This window comes from Sorangium sp. So ce1504 (assembly GCF_051521635.1).
Classification (GTDB): domain Bacteria; phylum Myxococcota_A; class Polyangia; order Polyangiales; family Polyangiaceae; genus Sorangium; species Sorangium cellulosum_B.
Genome location: NZ_CP150365.1, coordinates 10260370 through 10278139, shown reverse-complemented (window position 1 = coordinate 10278139; position 17770 = coordinate 10260370). Strand labels below are relative to the sequence as shown.

The 17770-nt window shown below is 70.2% G+C and carries 17 protein-coding genes; 13 read left to right on the top strand and 4 right to left on the bottom strand.

Features of this window, described 5'->3' with window-relative positions; genetic code table 11:
* Window positions 1-60: 60 nt before the first annotated feature.
* The 3 genes from WMF39_RS38720 (at window position 61) to WMF39_RS38710 (ending at window position 3070) form a co-directional block, all read left to right on the top strand.
* On the top strand, window positions 61-609 hold the full coding sequence (locus WMF39_RS38720; RefSeq protein ID WP_437741491.1) for a chalcone isomerase family protein: 549 nt from the start codon (window positions 61-63) through the stop codon (window positions 607-609).
* A gap of 22 nt (window positions 610-631) precedes the next feature.
* Window positions 632-1228: a TIGR00725 family protein gene (locus WMF39_RS38715; protein WP_437741490.1), complete on the top strand. Its 597-nt coding sequence runs from the start codon at window positions 632-634 to the stop codon at window positions 1226-1228.
* Window positions 1229-1300: 72 nt separating this feature from the next.
* A complete protein-coding gene (locus WMF39_RS38710; RefSeq protein WP_437741489.1) occupies window positions 1301-3070 on the top strand; it encodes a protein kinase domain-containing protein in 1770 nt (589 codons plus the stop codon).
* A 126-nt stretch (window positions 3071-3196) separates the two neighbouring features.
* Here WMF39_RS38710 and WMF39_RS38705 read toward each other — a convergent pair whose 3' ends face one another.
* Complete coding sequence (locus tag WMF39_RS38705) at window positions 3197-3976, bottom strand: nucleotidyltransferase domain-containing protein (protein ID WP_437741488.1); 780 nt, start codon at window positions 3974-3976, stop codon at window positions 3197-3199.
* On the bottom strand, window positions 3973-5310 hold the full coding sequence (locus WMF39_RS38700; protein ID WP_437741487.1) for a DNA polymerase beta superfamily protein: 1338 nt from the start codon (window positions 5308-5310) through the stop codon (window positions 3973-3975). The genes WMF39_RS38705 and WMF39_RS38700 overlap by 4 nt, the downstream gene beginning before the upstream one ends.
* Before the next feature lie 321 nt (window positions 5311-5631).
* On the opposite strand from WMF39_RS38700, the gene WMF39_RS38695 reads away from it, so the two are divergent.
* Window positions 5632-6552, top strand: a complete 921-nt coding sequence (locus WMF39_RS38695) for a transposase (protein WP_437748088.1) — start codon at window positions 5632-5634, stop codon at window positions 6550-6552.
* A 483-nt stretch (window positions 6553-7035) separates the two neighbouring features.
* On the opposite strand, the gene WMF39_RS38690 is transcribed toward WMF39_RS38695, so the two are convergent.
* Window positions 7036-8571 (bottom strand): hypothetical protein, encoded by a 1536-nt coding sequence (locus WMF39_RS38690; protein WP_437741486.1) that lies wholly within the window; start codon window positions 8569-8571, stop codon window positions 7036-7038.
* A gap of 650 nt (window positions 8572-9221) precedes the next feature.
* Here WMF39_RS38690 and WMF39_RS38685 point away from each other — a divergent pair.
* From WMF39_RS38685 to WMF39_RS38670, 4 genes are all read left to right on the top strand, one after another.
* A complete protein-coding gene (locus tag WMF39_RS38685; protein ID WP_437741485.1) occupies window positions 9222-9347 on the top strand; it encodes a hypothetical protein in 126 nt (41 codons plus the stop codon).
* Window positions 9348-9519: 172 nt separating this feature from the next.
* Complete coding sequence (locus WMF39_RS38680) at window positions 9520-10506, top strand: TOMM precursor leader peptide-binding protein (RefSeq protein WP_437741484.1); 987 nt, start codon at window positions 9520-9522, stop codon at window positions 10504-10506.
* Window positions 10503-11894, top strand: coding sequence for a YcaO-like family protein (locus tag WMF39_RS38675; RefSeq protein WP_437741483.1), 1392 nt, complete (start codon window positions 10503-10505; stop codon window positions 11892-11894). Before WMF39_RS38680 ends, WMF39_RS38675 begins: the two co-directional genes overlap by 4 nt.
* 127 nt (window positions 11895-12021) lie before the next feature.
* Window positions 12022-12849 (top strand): SagB/ThcOx family dehydrogenase, encoded by an 828-nt coding sequence (locus tag WMF39_RS38670; protein WP_437741482.1) that lies wholly within the window; start codon window positions 12022-12024, stop codon window positions 12847-12849.
* Here WMF39_RS38670 and WMF39_RS38665 read toward each other — a convergent pair whose 3' ends face one another.
* Window positions 12850-13743, bottom strand: coding sequence for an SDR family oxidoreductase (locus tag WMF39_RS38665; protein WP_437741481.1), 894 nt, complete (start codon window positions 13741-13743; stop codon window positions 12850-12852).
* A gap of 90 nt (window positions 13744-13833) precedes the next feature.
* On the opposite strand from WMF39_RS38665, the gene WMF39_RS38660 reads away from it, so the two are divergent.
* From WMF39_RS38660 to WMF39_RS38640, 5 genes are all read left to right on the top strand, one after another.
* Window positions 13834-14754, top strand: coding sequence for a LysR substrate-binding domain-containing protein (locus tag WMF39_RS38660; protein ID WP_437741480.1), 921 nt, complete (start codon window positions 13834-13836; stop codon window positions 14752-14754).
* A 174-nt stretch (window positions 14755-14928) separates the two neighbouring features.
* Window positions 14929-15612 (top strand): PAS domain-containing protein, encoded by a 684-nt coding sequence (locus tag WMF39_RS38655; RefSeq protein WP_437741479.1) that lies wholly within the window; start codon window positions 14929-14931, stop codon window positions 15610-15612.
* A 184-nt stretch (window positions 15613-15796) separates the two neighbouring features.
* A complete protein-coding gene (locus tag WMF39_RS38650; RefSeq protein WP_437741478.1) occupies window positions 15797-16441 on the top strand; it encodes a DUF2267 domain-containing protein in 645 nt (214 codons plus the stop codon).
* 251 nt (window positions 16442-16692) lie between these two features.
* A complete protein-coding gene (locus tag WMF39_RS38645; RefSeq protein WP_437741477.1) occupies window positions 16693-16992 on the top strand; it encodes a hypothetical protein in 300 nt (99 codons plus the stop codon).
* A gap of 32 nt (window positions 16993-17024) precedes the next feature.
* Window positions 17025-17765 (top strand): phytanoyl-CoA dioxygenase family protein, encoded by a 741-nt coding sequence (locus tag WMF39_RS38640; RefSeq protein WP_437741476.1) that lies wholly within the window; start codon window positions 17025-17027, stop codon window positions 17763-17765.
* Window positions 17766-17770 lie beyond the last annotated feature (5 nt).

The window sequence follows — 17770 nt, the reverse complement described above, 5'->3', positions numbered from 1 at the left end:
GGCCCGGGGAGCAGTGCCCTCGGGGGGTTCGGCCGGCCCGCGCCCTCCAGGGGGTCTCCGATGAAGCTCATTCCCAAGAAGCTCATGGTCCTGGTCGCCGCCCTCGCGGCCCTCTTCACCTTCGCCGCCGCCGCCCCGGTCAGGGCCGACGACTGGGCGCTGACGGGCACCGGCGTCCGCGTCAAGACGATCGCGTTCATCGACATCGACGTCTACGAGATCAGCCATTTCATGAAGCAGGCGCCCGCGTCGCGATCGAAGCAGGCGGTGATCGACGCCGACGTCCCGAAGAAGTTCGTCTGGAAGATGCTGCGCGACGTGGACAAGGAGAAGATCCACGACGCGCTGACAGGCGCCTTCGCGATGAACGGGTACACGGATCAGGCGAAGATCAAGGCGTTCGTGGGCGCGTTCCAGGGGGAGCTGAAGGAGGGGGCGCGCATCACCATCCAGTACGATCCGGAGAAGAAGAGCACGACCGTCGCGGTCGGCGGCAGCAGCGCGAGCGTCCCCGGCGTGGACTTCATGAAGGCCGTGTGGAGCATCTGGCTCGGGAAGATCGATCAGCCCAAGCTGGGCGATCAGCTCATCGGCCGGCTGAAGAAATAGCGGGCGCCGGAGCGGAGCCGTGATGGACGACGATCGGGACGAGCGAGAAGAGGAGGACACGAAGCGGGACATCGCTCCCTACGTGCCGCGCCGCCCCGTGATGGCGGTGATCGGCAACGGCCTCGCGGTGGACGCGGCGACCGAGGTTGTGTGCGTCGAGCTCGGGCGGCGCGCCGTGGAGGCGGGGTTCCGGCTGGTCACCGGGGGGCTGGGGGGCGTCATGGCCGCCGTGTCGCGCGGCGGGCGCGAGGCGGCGACGTGGCGCGACGGCGATATCCTGGGGATCCTGCCAGGGTACGAGGCGTCCACGGCCAACCCGTACGTGGACATCGTCGTCCCGACCGGCATGCAGATCGGGCGCAACATCCTGGTCGTCGCCATGGCCGACGTGGTCGTGGTCGTCGGCGGCGGCGCGGGCACGCTGAGCGAGATCGCCGTGGCCTGGCAGCTCGGCAAGCCGGTGCTCGCGCTCGCGACGAGCGGGGGCTGGGCGAGGCAGCTCGCCGGGGGGCGCGTGGACGACCGGCGCTCGGATCGGATCGTTTCGGTCGCGAGCGCGGAAGAGGCGGTGGCGAGGGCGTGGGAGGCGGCGGGCCGCGGTCGCGGCCGGGGGTCGTGACAGGGCGCTGCGCGCGCGGCGCGGCCTCCGCGCGAGCCGGCCGCGCGGCAGCCCGTGCTAGCCTCCGCGCCGATGTCGGAAGCGGAAGAGGACGAGATCCAGCGGCTGAGAGCCCGCGTCGGGACGATCCTCCACGGAAAATGGCGGATTGACGCGCTGATCGGGGCGGGGGGGATGGCGGCCGTCTACGCGGCCACCCATCACGTGGGGCACCGCGTGGCCATCAAGATCCTGCACCCGGAGGGCGCCGTGTCCCGGGAGCTCCGCGCCCGCTTCGAGCAGGAGGCGCTCGCCGCCGCGCGGCTCGGGCACCCGGCCGCGGTGCAGGTCCACGACATCGACGTGACCGAGCGAGGAGAGCCGTTCCTGGTCATGGAGCTGCTCGACGGAGAGAGCCTCCGCGAGCGGGTGTTGCGGCTCGGTACGATCGATTCGACCGAGCTCCTCGCCCACATGGATACGCTCCTCGAGGTCATCAAGGCAGCGCACGACGCCGGGATCGTCCATCGGGACATCAAGCCGGACAACCTCTTCGTGACCCGCGATGGGCGGCTCAAGGTGCTCGATTTCGGGATCGCGCGCATGAAGCAGGGCGGCTCGGGGCTGAAGACGCGGACAGGCGCGGTGCTGGGCACGACGAGCTACATGGCGCCCGAGCAGATCCTGGGGAGGAACGTGGACGGGCGGGCCGACCTCTACGCCGTGGGCGCGACGATGTTCACCGTCCTCGCGAACCGTCGAGTCCACGACGACGATGGGCTCACCGAGGGAGAGCTCCTCGTGAAGAGGGGCACGACGCCGGCTCCTCCGCTGTCGACGGTGGCGCCGGGCGTGGATCCGCGGGTCGCGCGCGTCGTGGACCGCGCGCTCGCCTTCCAGGTCGAGCGGCGCTATCCGGACGCGCAAACGATGCTCGCTGACGTGCGCGCGCTGCGACGGGGCGAGGAGCCGCCCTTCGCGACGGGGGAGCTGGCCAAGATGGACGAGCGCACGCGCGCGTACGGCCGGGCCATCCCCGACGGGCCGCCGGTGGGAGCGCAGTTCCCGAGCGCGAGCCCGCCGGGGGGGGTGATGCCGGCGGCGGTGGCCGCCTCGACGGGGGCTCCTCCGGGCCAGCCTTATCCGGGGGCGGGGGCCGCGCCCCGGGGGCGGGGGCCGCGCGCGCCGGGAGCGACGCAGATCGCGGTCGTCGGCGGGGTGGGGGCGCTCCTCTTCTGCGTGGGAGTCGGGATGGTGCTGCTGCTCTGGCCCTCCCGCGACCAGGGCGCCGGCGACGCTGGCGACAGCGGCGCGCCGGTGTCCCTCCCGGATGCCGCGCGGGCCCGGAGCGCTGCGGCGCTCGCGGTCGACCCCGCCGGCTGCCCGCCGGGCGTGCCTTGCACCTGCCCGGGCGGCAGTCCGGGAAACGTGCCGGTGAGCTGCCTGCTGACGTGCGGCGACGCGCCCGGCTGCAGGCCGAGCTGCTCCGATCGAGAGAGCTGCGCGAGCCACTGCGCCGGTGACTGCCAGTCTTCCTGCGCGAGGAGCAAGGGGTGCAGCACGACGTGCGCCGACGGCTGCTCCACCGACTGCCGCAACGCGGAGACGTGCCAGGTCACCTGCGGCGCGGGGTGCTCGATCACCTGCGAGGACGTCAACAAGTGCGCCCACGTCGTGGGCGACAGGAGCGTCGTGAGGTGCAATCGGGTCGGAGGGTGCCAGGTGATGTGCATGGGCTCGTGCGCGGTGGCGTGCTCCAATGCCGGGGGAGGATGCCCGGTGACCTGCGTGGGGCAGGGGCGCGCGGTGAAGTGCGGCGACGGCCGCAACGCGTGCGGGGACGGCTGCTCGCTGCCGCGGTGAGGCCGGGCTGGCCGGGCATGCGCCGCGGGAACGAGCGTGGAGCGGCCCTGGGCCGTCCGGGGATCGGCGCTCCGGCGTGCCCGTGTGCGCACGTCGGTGGACGCGCCTGCGAGCCCTCGCCGCGCCTCAGAGCCGCGCCTTGCGCAGCGCGAGCAGCCAGTCGTCGAGCTCTCCCTGGTTGGGCGGCTCCTCCGGCAGCACGGCGTGGTCGCGGGCCGCCTCGAGGGTCGTGAAGGCGCGGGCGATCTGCTCGGCCCAGCGCTCGGCGACGTCGGGAGCGAGCGGCGCCTGCTCTCCGGCGCGCTTGGCCTCGACCAGCTCGCGCGCGGCGCTGAAGCCGTAGAGGTCGAGGAGCGCGGTGACGTCGGTGACGATCTCGCCCGTCCGGAGGGCGTGGGCGCCGGTCAACGTGGTCCTGAGGACATAGAGGAGCTTCTTCGCCGACGAGCGCCCTCCCGCCTCCCAGGCGCGGAGCTGGCTCGTGGCGAAGCCGATGTAGTGGCGGAAGATCCGGCGCGAGAGCGCGGCGGCGACGAGCGGGCGAAGGGAGGCGAGGTCGGGATCGACGTGGAGCTGGAGGGGGCCGAGGATCCGCTCGATGTAGTTGCCGTTGCCCTGGAGGACGCCAATGAGGACGGGGTGGAGCTCGTTCGACGTGTAGTCGATCTCGACGCCGTCGATGACCTGCATCCGCTCGGGGCTCGCGTTGCTGCGATGGAGGCCGAGCAGCTTCTCGGTCGGCTCGACGTGAACCGACTTGAGGTCGAGGTCGCTGTCCGGCGAGGGGAACCCGTACGCGTGCGCGCCGCTGAGGGCGATGACGAGGTGCGAACGCTTGGCCTCCTCCTCGGCGATGACGCGCGCCGCGACCTCCTGCTGCTTTGCTTCGAGCACCTGGGGGTTCATCCGTCGTCCTGTCTCAACTCGTTGCCGGGCGTGGGGTCGTTGCCGGGCGTGGGGTCGTTGCCGGGCGCGGGGGCCGCGTCTCTGTCGTCCCAGGCCGCGACCGGCGCGGGGGGAGCGTCCTTGCCGAGGGGGCCGGGCTCCGCCGTGAGGTGCCGGCGGGCGATCTCCTCGCGGACCCGCCGGAGGAGCGCGTCGGCGCGGGGCACGTCGGGGTGCGGCGGCAACCTGGTTGCGAGCCGCGCGGCCTCGAGGTCGGGCGTCATCGACTCGGCGAGCTCGATGGTGCGATCGAGCGGCCAGGCGCCGCTCTTGATGGCGAGGAGCGTCTCGCGGAGATCGCCCTGCACGACCAGGTCGACCTCGCCGTCGCGCAGCCAGCGGATGGCGGTCGCGATGAGGCGAACCAGGTTGTAGGCGTTCTTGGGGCGGAGGTCGCGGGAGAGGTCGAGCGACGTCCTGTCCGCCCGGGCGAAGGCCGCGAGCGAGGCGAAGTCGCGCGCGGGCAGCAGGCCCTGGTCGTGGAGCGAGCGGTAGAGCTGCTTGATGTACTCCTTCGCCTGGAGCTCCCTGTCGGCCTCGGTCGGCGCGGCGCGCGGGCTGATGGCGGCGAGCTTCCGGGCGACGTCGTCGAGCGACATCGCGGGGTCGTTCGCGAGCCAGTCGAGCACGCGCTCCCGGTGCTCGGCCAGCCGGTGCGCCTGCGAGAGCCGCTTGAGCTGCGAGAGCGCGTAGCGGCCGAAGCTGCCGTAGATGGCCGAGGAGACGAACGCGTCGCGCGCCTCGAGGATCCAGGCGCCGATGTCGTCGCGCGCCTCGGCGGTGCGGACGAAGAGCAGCTCGAGGGTGTTCGGGTCGGCGCGCAGGGCCTGCCGGATGGCCTTCTCGACCTCCCAGTACGAGGCGCTGCCGTCGGCGCTCACGAGGTCCCGCGGCGGCTCGGCGAGGCCCGTGGTCCAGGGGAAGGGGAGGGCGAAGACGCCACGCCGGTCGGTGTCGGACCCCTCGTTCGCGAGCCCCCACGCGCGCGACCCCACGACGGCCTCGAGGACGACGGCGGGCAGGAGCGCGTCCCAGGCGGCGCTGCGCCGCTCCGCGTGCCGCACCTGGCCGGTCTTGCGCGGGACGAGCTCGTCCCGGCGGTAGCGGACGACGCCCACGCCAACGAGCATCACGTCGAGCTCGGCGCCCGCCGAGCCGACGACGCGCCCGATGGCGCCCTGCAGGACGCGGCGCTCCCCGAGGACCCGGTCGACCCGGGTTGTCACCTCGGTGCCGTGGGGCAGAGGGACGGCGAGCGGATCGAGGTGGGTGAGGCCGCGCAGGCGGAGCTCCATGCGAGGACGCTACCATGACGACCCGACCCAGGTTGGGGGCGACCGACCGACCCGGATCCGACCCAGGTTGGGGTACCGGGGCCGACCCAGGTTGGTGGCGCTCCGGGTTTGACCCAGGTTGGCGGTGGGCCAGGTTGGCAGACCGAGGTTGGCGTCCCGACCTGGGTCGGACTAACCGCAACCCAGGTCGGGCTAGGAGTAGTCGCAACAGCTCCAGCTCAGGTGGCGGACCGCCAGGCGGCCGCCACCCACGAAGCTTGGTCGAGCCGCGAAATGATTGATGGAAATCCCTGGCACGGCGCTTGTCTTATTGCGCCTGTCATGAGCCAGCCCCGCGAGATCGCTGCCGGAGCCACCTACCTCATCACCCGTCGCGTCTTGCGCCGGCACCTGCTCTTCCGCCCGGATGCGGCAATCACCCAGCTCCTGGTCTACGTCCTCGCGGTGTCGACCCGCCGTTACAGCATCGAGGTCCATGCGATCTGCGCCATGTCGACGCATCTGCACCTGGTCGTGACCGACTCGAGGGGCGTCCTGCCGCGGTTCTTGCAATTCTTCCATCGCATCGTCGCGCTCGGCACGAAGGTGCTTCGCGGGTGGGAAGGCCCGGTATGGGACCACGAGGCCACGAGCGTGGTGCGGCTGCTGACGCGCGCTGCGGTGGTGGAGAAGATTGCTTACGTCATGGCGAATCCTGTCGCCGCTGGCCTGGTGCAGCATGCTCGCGAGTGGCCGGGCGCCAAGGTGGATGTGGACGAGCTCGGTCGCGGCGTGCTGCGCGCAGCACGGCCTTCGGTGTATCTCGACCCGGAAAACCCCCAGTGGCCCGAGGAAGCGACGGTCTCGCTCGCGCTGCCGCCGGCCATCGAGCAGGACAGCGCGGAGGGCTTTCGCCAGGACGTTTCTGCCGAGCTCGAGCGACACGAAGCGCGGGCCCGCGCGGAGGTGCAGCGGCGAGGACTTCGCTTCTTGGGCGCCGAGAGCGCCTGCAAGGTGTCCCCTCACGAGCGCGTGACGAGCTTCGAGCCGCTGCGCGACGGCAATCCGACGTTTGCGGTGGGTCGCGAGCAGGGAGATGCGTGGCGAGTCGCAGGTGCCGCTGTGCGTGCGTTTCGAGCGTCGTACCGTGCGGCGCTGGAGCGATGGCGTGCCGGCGTACGCAGCGCTGTATTCCCCGCGGGGACGTGGTGGATGCGCACGTTTCACGGCGCCAGCGTGGCCGACGTCGTGCTCACGGTGTAGAGCCACAGCGGTGGGGCGCTGCAGGGAGGTGGGCGGGACGGGCGAGGGCATCAGTGCCTTGTCGTGGGGCGCGTCCGTCTGGGACCGGCGGTGTGGGCGGCAGATCGGTGTGCGGCATTGTGCGCAATAGGATGTGCTGGTACGATGCCGCTCCGAATTCTTATGAGTGGGTCCGGAGGGGTTGCGATCGGCTCTGCGTGATCGAACGGGGAGCTTCGTGCCGTAAACGAACATAGCGATTAGCCCAGCTTGGCTTTAAGCTCGCCTAGCCGGGGTTCGATCGTGCCATGAGTAGAGTTCAGCTCGGCTGAAATCGCTGCGTTGCCGGCCGCAGCTCAACCCGGGTCCGGCGGGCAGGCTCGCAACCTGGGTCTGGGCTGGGCTGCCGCAACCTGGGTCGGGTCGCCCGGGTAGGCTCAACCCGGGTAGGCTCAACCTGGGTCGGAGTGGGTTGCCGCAACCTGGGTCGGGTCGTCGCAGCCGTCACCGTTCGATCAGCAGCACCGGGCTGCCCGAGAGGGCGAGCGTCGCCTTGCCGCCGCTCGCGTCGGCGGAGGTCTTCGCGCCGTCCCACGCGTGGACCTCGAACCCCGTTGTCGTCGCGAGCTCGACGCTCGCGGACGCGTCCTCCGTGCTGCTCGCCGTCACGGCCCAGAGGGCGATCCGGCGCTTGCCGTCCTTCGTGAACACGGCGCCCCGAGCGCCCCCCGGCAGCGCGAGTTCCCTGGTCGCGCTGTCATCGTAGGACGCGCCGAAGAGGATCTCGTTGAGAGTGGTATACGCCTTGCCGAGGTCGGTCTTGATCGCCTGATCCACGCTGGCGAGGGCGCCGACGTCGTTGTAGAGACCCATGTGCGCGAACACGTCGTCGCTCCCGTCCTCGCCGTTCGATAGAATGAACCAGTCGACGCCGCCGATGCCGTGCGCCTGCGCCATGGTCATCATCTTGATGAGGTAGTTCCGCGCGTACTCCGGGCTCCCCACCTCCGGGTACTCCGGCGTCGGCGCGAGCGGCGCGCCGTTCTCCGAGACATTCCACCCCTGCACCACCGCCGCGGCGTCGGCGAGCGTCGCGCCGAAAGCGTCCTTCGACGCAAGGAAATCGTCGACGGACGCATCCGAGCTCTTCGGGCTGAAGATCGGGTAATAGTGAAAATCGAGCACGTCGATGTAGGCGCCGCCCTTCTCCGGGTAATCTCGCGTGACCGCCCCCCCGTCGGGGTTGTCGGTGTAGCGCAGGATCGCCGAGAGGAACGAGGGGTATCCGATGCCCCCCGTCGCGATCCGCGCGTCCGGATCCGCCTTGCGCGCGGCCTCCTTCGTGACGCGCAGCATTCGTATATAGTCAAATATCGATCCATTGAACCGGGGGAGATCGGCGGCCTTCGGCGGTTCGGTCCTCCAGGTCTCGGTGACGCGCCAGTCGGCCACCCAATCGGGCTCGTTCCACACGTGCCACAGCTTGACCCAGGGCTTGTAAGTGTCGACGGTCCGATACACGTAAGAGGCCCACGCATTGCCCGGATTCACCGTTCCATCAGCCGAGAAGATCGGCTCGTAAAGGCTCTTCGGGATATAGTACTCGTTCTGCCAGTCCTCCGCGTCGGCCGGCGCCACCGTCAGATCGACCGACTCGGAGCCGATGAGAAATCCGATATGATCCGCCATGCCCAGGGACGCGTACGATTGAATGTCCCCGACCTCGATCTCGTATCCCCACCTCGCGAAATGGGCCGCTGGCAGCTTGATGCGGAGGCTGCGGACGCCCGCTCGCGCCGCGAGCGTGGCCTCCTTGTCGTCGCCCCAGTCCGCGTTGCGGTGGCCGAGGTTGGCGCCATAGCGAAATGCGTGAGGGAGCCCGCCGCTCCCGCCGTTCCCCCCGCTTCCCCCGTCTCCCGCGCTTCCGCCTCCCCCGGAGCTGATGTCGCCGCCGCCCGACGCATCGTACCCCGGCGAGTCGTCCCCCGAACCACATGCAACGACAGCTGAAGCGCACAGCAGAACGGACCATCGAGCCATGAACATTCCTCCTCCACTCAGATCCCGGGAGGCCAGCGTAAGGGAGTTTCGCGTCCAATTTCAGGAAATCTGCGAAGCAGATTGCACTGCGCTCGCCCAGGGGCCGTTCGCCCGCTCTACAGCGGCGGGCACGCCGAGGCCGAGTAGGCGCTCTCGCTGTCGGTCTCCGTGGGCGAGGTGCAGGAGCGCGAGGGGCTCGCCCGTCTGGCTCGCGCCGTGGCGCAGGTTAGCGATCCTGGCTGACGCAAGCGCGTCTCCCACCGAGCGCGCAGCGCGCCGGTGGGGCTTTGCTCGATCGCGCAGGAGGTTGCGCGTGCTTGTCTTCCAGCTCGCTCGGTCGGTCCTGCGGTGGCCGAGCGAGAATGCCCGCTCTGCTCTGCGGTTCATGGGTCTCGAGGCGAGACTGGGCACACCTTCGCGGCTGGCACATCGCTTGCCATGGTGCCCAGATGTAACCGATGGCAGAAAGGAATCGAACATGACCGACGACCGATCGAACGATTCCAGGACCTCACGTTGGGGGAGAGCCTCGCCGAGATCCAGCTCGGCGCAGGCACCCTCGATGTCGAGGCTGTCGGCCGAGCCGTCGTTGACGAAGGTGTGTCGAGCAATCGGCGGCTGAAATCTGGCGAAGCAGTAGACGTACCCAAATGTTTGAATGGTTGGTCGATGACCTGATGGACCTCACCGTCGATGAGCATGGCGCCGCGAGGTCCGTCGTCTTTATCGGCATCGCCGCGTGCAGCAGCAGTAGCAGCATCATCTGCATCGGTTGATACGGACGACGCTATCCGACCGGACAGGGCTCCTCGTCAGATGAGGAGCCTCCTCCGGCGCTCCATTGATTCCTGACGGGCTCTGCCCCAGTCATCGTTCTGCGTGCCAGCGCTGGCGGCGTCGTGAGGCCTCGCCGCCAGCTCCGCAGCGCGAAGAAGCTGATGAGCGAGTATGAACAAGCTAGACGACGTCCCTGAGTTCCCCTGTGTCAAGACCTGGTATCGGGTCGCGATCACGGATGATGCGGTGATCTTCCAGCACGGAGAGAGGGCGCTCTGCTTTCAAGGCAAAGCCGCGAGCAAGCTGCTGCCGGTGCTGCTTCCGATCCTCGATGGAACGCGGACGATCGAGCAAGTGATCGAGTACATGGGAAGATCCATCGAGCCCGCCACCGCGAACGCCTTGCGGTTGCTGGCCGAGAAAGGGGTGCTCACGAGCGGTTCTCCGGTCGGGGCCTCGGCGCCGCGGCCCGTCCGGGAATCGGCCCGCTTCCACGCGGCATACCGCGATGACGAGCCGGAATCCCTCACGCAGCAAAGGTTGAGCGACGCCAGCGTGGCGGTCGTCGGTGCCGGCGTTCTTGCCGACGAGATCGCGCGCCAGGTGAGCCTCTCCGGGGTCACGGGCGTGCAGCGGAGGTCGTTCGATGCCGGGGCGGGCGACCTGGCCTCGGCGAACCTCGTCGTGGTCGCTCCGGATCGAGGCGAGCTCGACTGGGTGGCGCACTGGAACACGGAAGCGCTGCGCCGACGTATCCCCTGGATGCAAGTGCTCGCGTACGACAGCAGGTTCTCCGCGGTAGGCCCGCTCTACCTTCCGCGCGCGACCTGCTGCTACGAGTGCTACCGGCTGCGCCTCGCTTCGAACGTCGCGTATCGAGGACAATACTGGGCCCTGGAGCGCAGCACGCCCAGCTTCCCACTGCCGTGCGCCATGCTGGCGATCGTAAGCGGCCTCGCCGCATTGCTCGTGGCCCGCTGGATCGTCTCGCGGGACCCGCTCTTGCCAGGGCGGTTTTACGCGGTCAACCCAGGTCCAACCGTCCGCAGCGACACGCACATGGCGTACCGTGTACCCCGGTGCTCGGCATGCAGCGCCGCCGTCGCCGCGAGCGCCCCCAGCCCCTGGTACGCCCTGCAGGCAGGAACGGAGCCATGAACATGTTCGCTCCGCTCCGCTCCCCAGGCGACGAGCCGGCGCGTGGTCACGTCACGCCGAGGCGCGCGCAACGCACGCCGCTCGCCGAGGTCGCCGGCAGGCTGCGCACCCTCGTGTCTCCCTATACGGGCGTCGTGCGCGACACCGTGGAACTGCTCCGCGCTCCGGATGACTGCCGCTTCTTCAACTTTGGCGCCCACACGGGCGACATCTCGGATCTGGTCGGCGCGCCGAGCGAGGTCATGTCCAACGCCGTGCATCCCGACCGAGAGGCGGCCTGGGTGGCGGCGGTCGCCGAGGCCGTCGAGCGGTATTCGTCGTTTTACGTGCCTGTGGGGGATCTCGTGTTCTCTTCGTATGAGGAGCTGGACGGGGCAGCGCCGGAGCCGGAGAGCTTCGCCCTGTTTCATCCATCGCAGTACGCGTCGAGCGACTTCCCCTATGTGCCCTTCACCTCCGGCGCCCGGGTCCGGTGGGTGCGTGGCTGGTCCATCCAGGATGGGATGCCCGCGTGGCTGCCGGCCCAGCTGACGTTCATGGGGTCACACCTCGCGCGCGGCGAGCCGCAGATCGCCTACTCGACGAGCAGCGGGACCGCGCTGGGCGGTACGCTGGAAGAGGCTGCGTTCAGCGCGCTGATGGAGGTCATCGAGCGCGACGCGTTCATGCTGGCATGGAACAACCGATTGGAGCTGCCGCTCCTGGATTGGCAGGGAGACGACTCGCTTCGTCATGACGAGCGCGTGGTTCCGGCCCCAGCGGGCATTCACTATGCCGCGCTCGACGCGAGCGTCTTCTTCCGCGTGCCGACGGCCATCGGCGTGACGCGATGCACCCTGGCCGGGCAGCCCGCGCTGACCGTCGGCGCTGCCAGCGCGGCGACCGGTCAGGAGGCTGCACGGAAGGCGCTGCGCGAAGCCTTCCAGACCAGGGTGCTGGCGAAGCAGCTCTTGAGCGCTCTGCCCAGGGGACGGCGCGCGCTGGAGGCGCATCAAGTCCGCACGTTCGACGATCATGCGCTCTACCATGCGCTGCGAGAGAGCTCCGCGTCTTCCGCGTTCCTCGATGCAAGCAGAGTGCGGCGCCACCTCGGCGACGTGCCCCCCCTGGAGGGCACGGACGTGCTCGGTCAGACCGCTTCGGCCGTGCGAGCGCTCGCGCGGCGAGGCGTCGGTGCGTACCTCGTCGACATCACCTCGCCGGATGTGCGCGACGCCGGGCTGTGGGTGGTGCGCGTGATCTGCCCGGAGCTCTGCCGGCTGGACGCGCCCCACACCGCGCGGTTCCTCGGCGGCAAGCGGCTCTATCATGCGGCGTACGAGGCGGGGCTCCGCGCCCGGCCTCTCTCGTTTGAAGACATCAACGTCCATCCGCACCCGTTCCCGTGAGCTCATGCGAGAGAGGGACGAGCGGGCGTCATCCACGGCGTCCGTCGTCGAACGAGCTGAAGAGACGGATCGCGCTGGACGGCGGCACGGCGCCGTGGCGCGCTGACCGGGGCAACAGGGGGAGATGATGAAATTGAGTCAAGCCGATGCGGCCACGGTCAATGTCGCGGAGCTGGTCTATGGAGACCAGGTGGAGCTCGATGATCCGGCGGAGACATACCATGAGGCTTCCAAGCTCCATCCGGGCATCCTCGGCGAGGAGGCCGCTGGTAGGACGCTCCTGGAGACGAGCGCGCAGCTCCAGCGCTCGACGGCGAGGTCAACCAAGCGGTATGTGCTCGGCGAGGTGATTCGACTGCCAGGACCGGCGCTGCCCGATGTGGGCCTGACGGCGCTCCTTCGGGAGCGCAGATCGATCCGCCAGTTCAGCGGCGCGCGAATCGACGCGCAGGCGCTCTCGAGCCTCGTGTACGCCGGGTATGGCATCACCCACACGGTCCCCGCGAGCCCGATGACCATGCGGACCGTCCCTTCAGGAGGCGCGCTTTACCCCCTGGATCTCTACTGCGCCGTCCTCGGGGTCGACGGGGTTGCCTCTGGCGTGTACCACTACGACCCCTTCCAGCACGCCTTGGAGCAGGTGCGGGCTGGCGACTGCCGGGAGGAGATAGGCGGATCCATGGTCGCTCCCGGGATCGTGAAGGGCGCGTGCGTGGTCCTGCTGATCGCGGCGATGTTCAGGCGAAACCGGTTCAAGTACGGCCTCCGAGGGTACCGGTTCGCGCTGATCGAGGCCGGGCATCTTGCGCAGAACGTGCTGCTGGCCTCCCAGTCGCTTCAGCTCGGCGGCGTTCCGCTGGGAGGCTACTATGACCGCGGCATCGACGATCTCCTCGGCATGGATGGGGTGAACGAGTCTGTCGTCTACACGCTCGCCATCGGTGTTCCCGCCTGATCAGGCCTCGACAGGCGCGAGCAGCGCTGCCCGGTGGCGCGCAAGGTAGCTCCGCACGTCCTCCGCGGGCTTGCCGGTGAGCTCCTCCACCGCCCTCGTCGCCACATCCAGCGTTCCGCGGGCGATCGCCTCGTCGAACGAGGCGAGCAGCCCGGCGATCGCCGCGGGCATCCCGGCCTTCTGCATGCCTTGCTCCAGCGCATCGCGCGGCACGGGGACGTAGTCGATCGACTTGCCTGTGACGGACGAGGCGATCTGCGCGAGCTCGCGCTGGGACACGGCCGACGGCCCGGTGATATCGAGCACGCGCTTGCCATCGAAATCGGCCGCCAGCGCCGCGGCCGCGGCGCGGGCGCAGTCCTCGCGCGTGACATACCCGGCCTTGCCGTCGCCGGCCGCAGCGACCAGCTGGCCCGTCGCCAGCGCGCGCCGCATCGAGGCCACGAGGAAGTCCGTATAGAGGTTGTTGCGCAGCACGGTCGCGCCGAGCCCGCTCTCCGCGAGGGCATCCTCGGTGACCTGGTGGTCGGGCGCGATCGCGATCGGCGAGCCCGGCCCGGGGTTGGTCAGCGACGTGTAGACCACGTGCCCCACGCCCGCCTTCGCCGCGGCCTCGAGCGCGCTCCGGTGCTGCGCGATGCGCCGGCCGGGGCGGTCCAGCGCGTCGGTGCTGATGAGCAACAGGCGCGCCGCGCCGGCGAACGCCTCCGCGAGCGACGCGGGAGCATCGAAGTCTGCGCGCCGCACCTCGACGCCGCGGGCGCGGAGCTCGCCGAGCTTCTCCGGGTGCCGGGTCGTGACGATGAGCGGCCCTGCGCCCTGCGCGAGCAAGAGATCGACGACGCGCCGCCCGAGCTGGCCGTTCGCGCCGGTGACGAGGAGAGGCTGAGACATGGTGAGAGCTCCTTGTGACGAGGTTGGGCGGATATTTGCCGCTGTCTCGAATCTGGTGCAACACGCAGAAACTGGCTACTGTGTGCCGGAATGGGAACAATGGATCTGAACCACCTCTCCGTCTTCGCGGCGGTCGCCGAGACGGCGAGCTTCACGGAGGCGGCGCGCCGGCTGGGGGTGCCCAAGTCGACGGTCAGCCGGGGCGTCGCGTCGCTGGAGGCGTCGCTCGGCGTGCGGCTCTTGCAGCGGACGACGCGCAGCGTGGCGCTGACGACGGCCGGGCACGCGCTGGTGGACCGCCTCGGCTCGCGGCTCAAGGCGCTGACGGAGGCGATCGAGGGGCTCCCGGAGCTCGAGGACGAGCCGTCGGGCACGCTGCGCCTCACCGCGACGGCGGACTTCGCCACCGAGGTGCTGGCGGAGATCCTCGCCGCCTTCTGCCGCCGCTACCCGCGCATCACGGTGGAGATGCACCTGTCGACGCAGTCCGTGGATCTGGTGAAAGAGGGGTACGACGCTGCGTTCCGGTTCCTCACGAAGCAGCCGCGAGACTCGACGCTGGTCGCGCGCAAGGTGGGCGAGCTGCACCTCCAGTTCTATGCCTCGCCCGCGTACCTGGCCGCGCGGGGGACGCCGAAGACGCTGGAGGATCTCGCGGGGCACGATGGCGTGGCGCTCATCAAGACGAGCCCGTTCGGGCGAGACGAGGTGTCGCGCGCCCGCGCGCGGCTCCGTGTCCGGTGGCTCGTGAACGACGGGTTCTTCGCGCGCGAGGTGGTGCGCAACGGCGGTGGGATCGGCCTGCTCCCGACCTTCCTCGTCCAGCAGGACGTGCTCGCCGGGGCGCTCGTCCGCGTGCTGCCGCGCTGGACGGCGCCGACGGGCGGCGTCTTCCTCGTGTTCCCGAGCGGCCAGCACTTGCCGAGGAAGACCGTCGCGCTGCGCGATCACGTGGTCGAGGCGCTGCGGATGCAGCTCAAGGCGCGCGCGGGCCGCGCCGGTGAGGGCTAGCGCCCCATCGGGTTGTCGCGAACATTACACACGTATTGGACCCACGGCAGCGCCGCGACGAGATGTGATCCGCGCCTCCACGCGGGCGCCCCTTAAGGCTTGATTTGCCGACAGGTCGTGAGGTTAGGCTGCACAGCCGAGGCCGCCGGCGCATCGCGGGCGGGGCACCTGAACATGAGCGCACACGACACTCTCGCGCGATCGCCGCTCGCGGTGGTCGAATACGGGCTGGATCTGGCGATCACGGCGTGGAACGAGAGCGCCGCGCGACAGCTCGGGTTCTCGAGGCAGGAGGCGATGGGTCGATCCATCGCCGAGCTGCTCGCTGTCCCCGAGGGCGCGGGGTTGTGGCGGCGGCTGCTCGACGAGGACAGCGGGGAGCAGCGCCTGCGTCACGCCCGGAGGGACGGGGGCGACGTGGCCGTCGTGTGGGTTCATCACCGCGTGCTCGGTGCGCGGGGCGAGACGGCGGGCGTGGTGTGCATCGGCCGCGATGTGACGGCCGAGCTCGAGGCGTCCAGGCGTCAGGCGGAGCACCAGCACATCCTCCGTGCGCTCGTCGAGAACCTCGATGTCGTCGTCTGGGCCTGCGATGCCAGCGGCGTGTTCACCTACTACGACGGCAAGGCGCTCGCGGCGGCCGGCATGAAGCCAGGACAGCTCGTGGGGCTGAACAATTTCGACATCTACAAGGAGCACCAGACCGGGGGGTTGCGGAGGGCACTCCGAGGGGAGCCGATGCACAACGTCATGGAAGCGGACGGAAAGCCCATCGAGAACTGGTTCGTCCCGGTCCGAGGGGAGGGGGGAGGTCGCAGGCCGGACCCAGGGGGAGGTCGCCGGCCGGACCCAGGTTGAGGTCGCAGGCCGGACCCAGGTTGAGGTCGCAGGCCGGACCCAGGTTGAGGTCGCCGGCCGGACCCAGGTTGAGGTCGCCGAGGTCGCCGGCCGGACCCAGGTTGAGGTCGCCGGCCAGATCCTTCACTCTCGGCACGCGCCTGGCACGGGCCTCGCAAGGATCCTCTCCCGAAGGAGGCCCCTCATGGATTACGACCGCTTCATCGAGGAGGTGCAGCGCCGCGCCGGCTTCGAGGGCCGCGACGAGGCCGAGCGTGCGATCGCGGTGACAGCACGGACGCTCGGCGAGCGGCTACTCGTGGAGGAGGCGGCCGTGGTCGCCGGTGGGCTGCCGGGTCCGGTCGCCGCCGCGGTGCGCGGCGCCACGTACCAGGGCGACTTCGATCGCGACGAGCTCTACGACCGCATCGCCCGCCGCGAGGGCGCGCCGCGCGGCTTTGGCATGGAGCACGCCCAGGCCGTGTGCCAGGTCATCGGCGAGGCGTTGCCCGAGGCCGAGCGCGTGCGGCTCCAGCGGCACCTGCCGGACTGGGCGGACCTCTTCGCGCCGCGCTCGGCCGGAGCGCCCCCGCCGCGGCCGGCGCACGCCGCATCGCCGCCCGAGACCGGCCAGGGTTCGACGCTCGCGACGGGGCGGCCCGGCAGCCGTCACCCCTTGAGCGAGGCGCGCCCCGAGACGGCCCATGCGCAGTCGGTCGCCCGATCGGACGATCCCCACGCGGATACCAGGCTGTCGAGCAGCCCGGGGCTGACGCAGGAGCGCCTCCGAGAGACGCTGGCTGACGGGCGCCCCGGCCCCGAGCACCCCGTCAGCGAGACGCAGCGCTGAGCCGCGAACCGCAGCGCGGACGGCCCCACCCGGCGCGGGGGCCTCTGGCGCCTGCTTGACAGCGGCCGTGCTCCCGCGAACACTTCGCCTCGCGGGCTGCTCCGGGCCCGGCTCCTCGCTCGCCGCCGGCACGGCTCCGCGAGGGGCGAAGAGGGCGCTGCCCTTCGGCGGTCTTCGCTCGTGATGCTGCCGCTCTTCCGTCGGTGCCGGCCGACAAGGACCGATCTCGGCAGATCACCTGGACAGGGCCGATGGGGAACCGCCACCACCACAAGAGGCTGCGCGCCGACGTCCGCGCCAGGATGGCCCGGACCGGCGAGAGCTACCAGAAGGCGCTCGCGCAGATCCTGGACGAGCGTTCCACGCCGAAGGCGGCGCGAAACATCGATCTCGTGCCGATCGATTACTTCGGCGCGCCGGCCGCGCTCGCGACGTTCGAGATCGCGGGGCGGCTCGCGTGTCTTGTCGTCTCGAGCCGCCATCGCCCGCGGCCGTTCCCTCAAAGCCCCCTCATCGCCCTGGCGATGCGTGGGCCTCGGGCCATCCATTGAGTGATCTCCGCGATCCCGGGTGTCGCGAGGTCATGATGAGCACGTCAACGAGAGATCGAATCGACGCCTTTCGCGCACAAGGCTTCTTCATCATGCGCGCTTTCCTCGACGTCGCCGAGCGCGCCGAGCTCCGCTGCGCGTGCGACGCCGCGCTCCTCCGCACACGAGCGCTCTCCCGGGAGACGGGTCACTCGACCCCCAGGATCTCGCTCCTCACGGACGGCGCGACCTGCTTTCAGGACGATCCCTGCGCGCTGGAGCTCATCTCCGCGTTCGTCGGCTCCCGGCGCGTCTGCGAGCTGCTCGCCGGCCTCTCGCGCGCGGGAGCGGGAGAGGGAGAGGAAGACGCCCCGCGCCTGAAGGACGCGCATTACTACCACGAGCAGACCAGGCGCGACTGGGACGGGGACTGGCACCGAGACAGCCAGTTCGGCCAATCCGATCCAGAAATCGAGCGCGCCATCGTCGCGACGACGACATCGGTCCACTTCAGGGTCGCCCTGGAAGACGACGATCGGCTCGAGATCGTCCCCGGGTCCCACGCCCGCTGGGACACGCCGGACGAGCTCCGGATCCGCAGGGGCGCCGATCGGACCACGCCGGACATGCCGAACGCCGCGCGCGTCGCTTTGCGCGCCGGAGACGCATGTATCTTCCACGCGTGGTCCATTCACCGCGCGACTTACCTTCGAGCTCCTCCGCGTCGCACGATCGACGCCCTCTACACCTTTGCACGTCCGACCGCGCGTCGGTGGACGCTGCCGGCGATCTGAGGTGC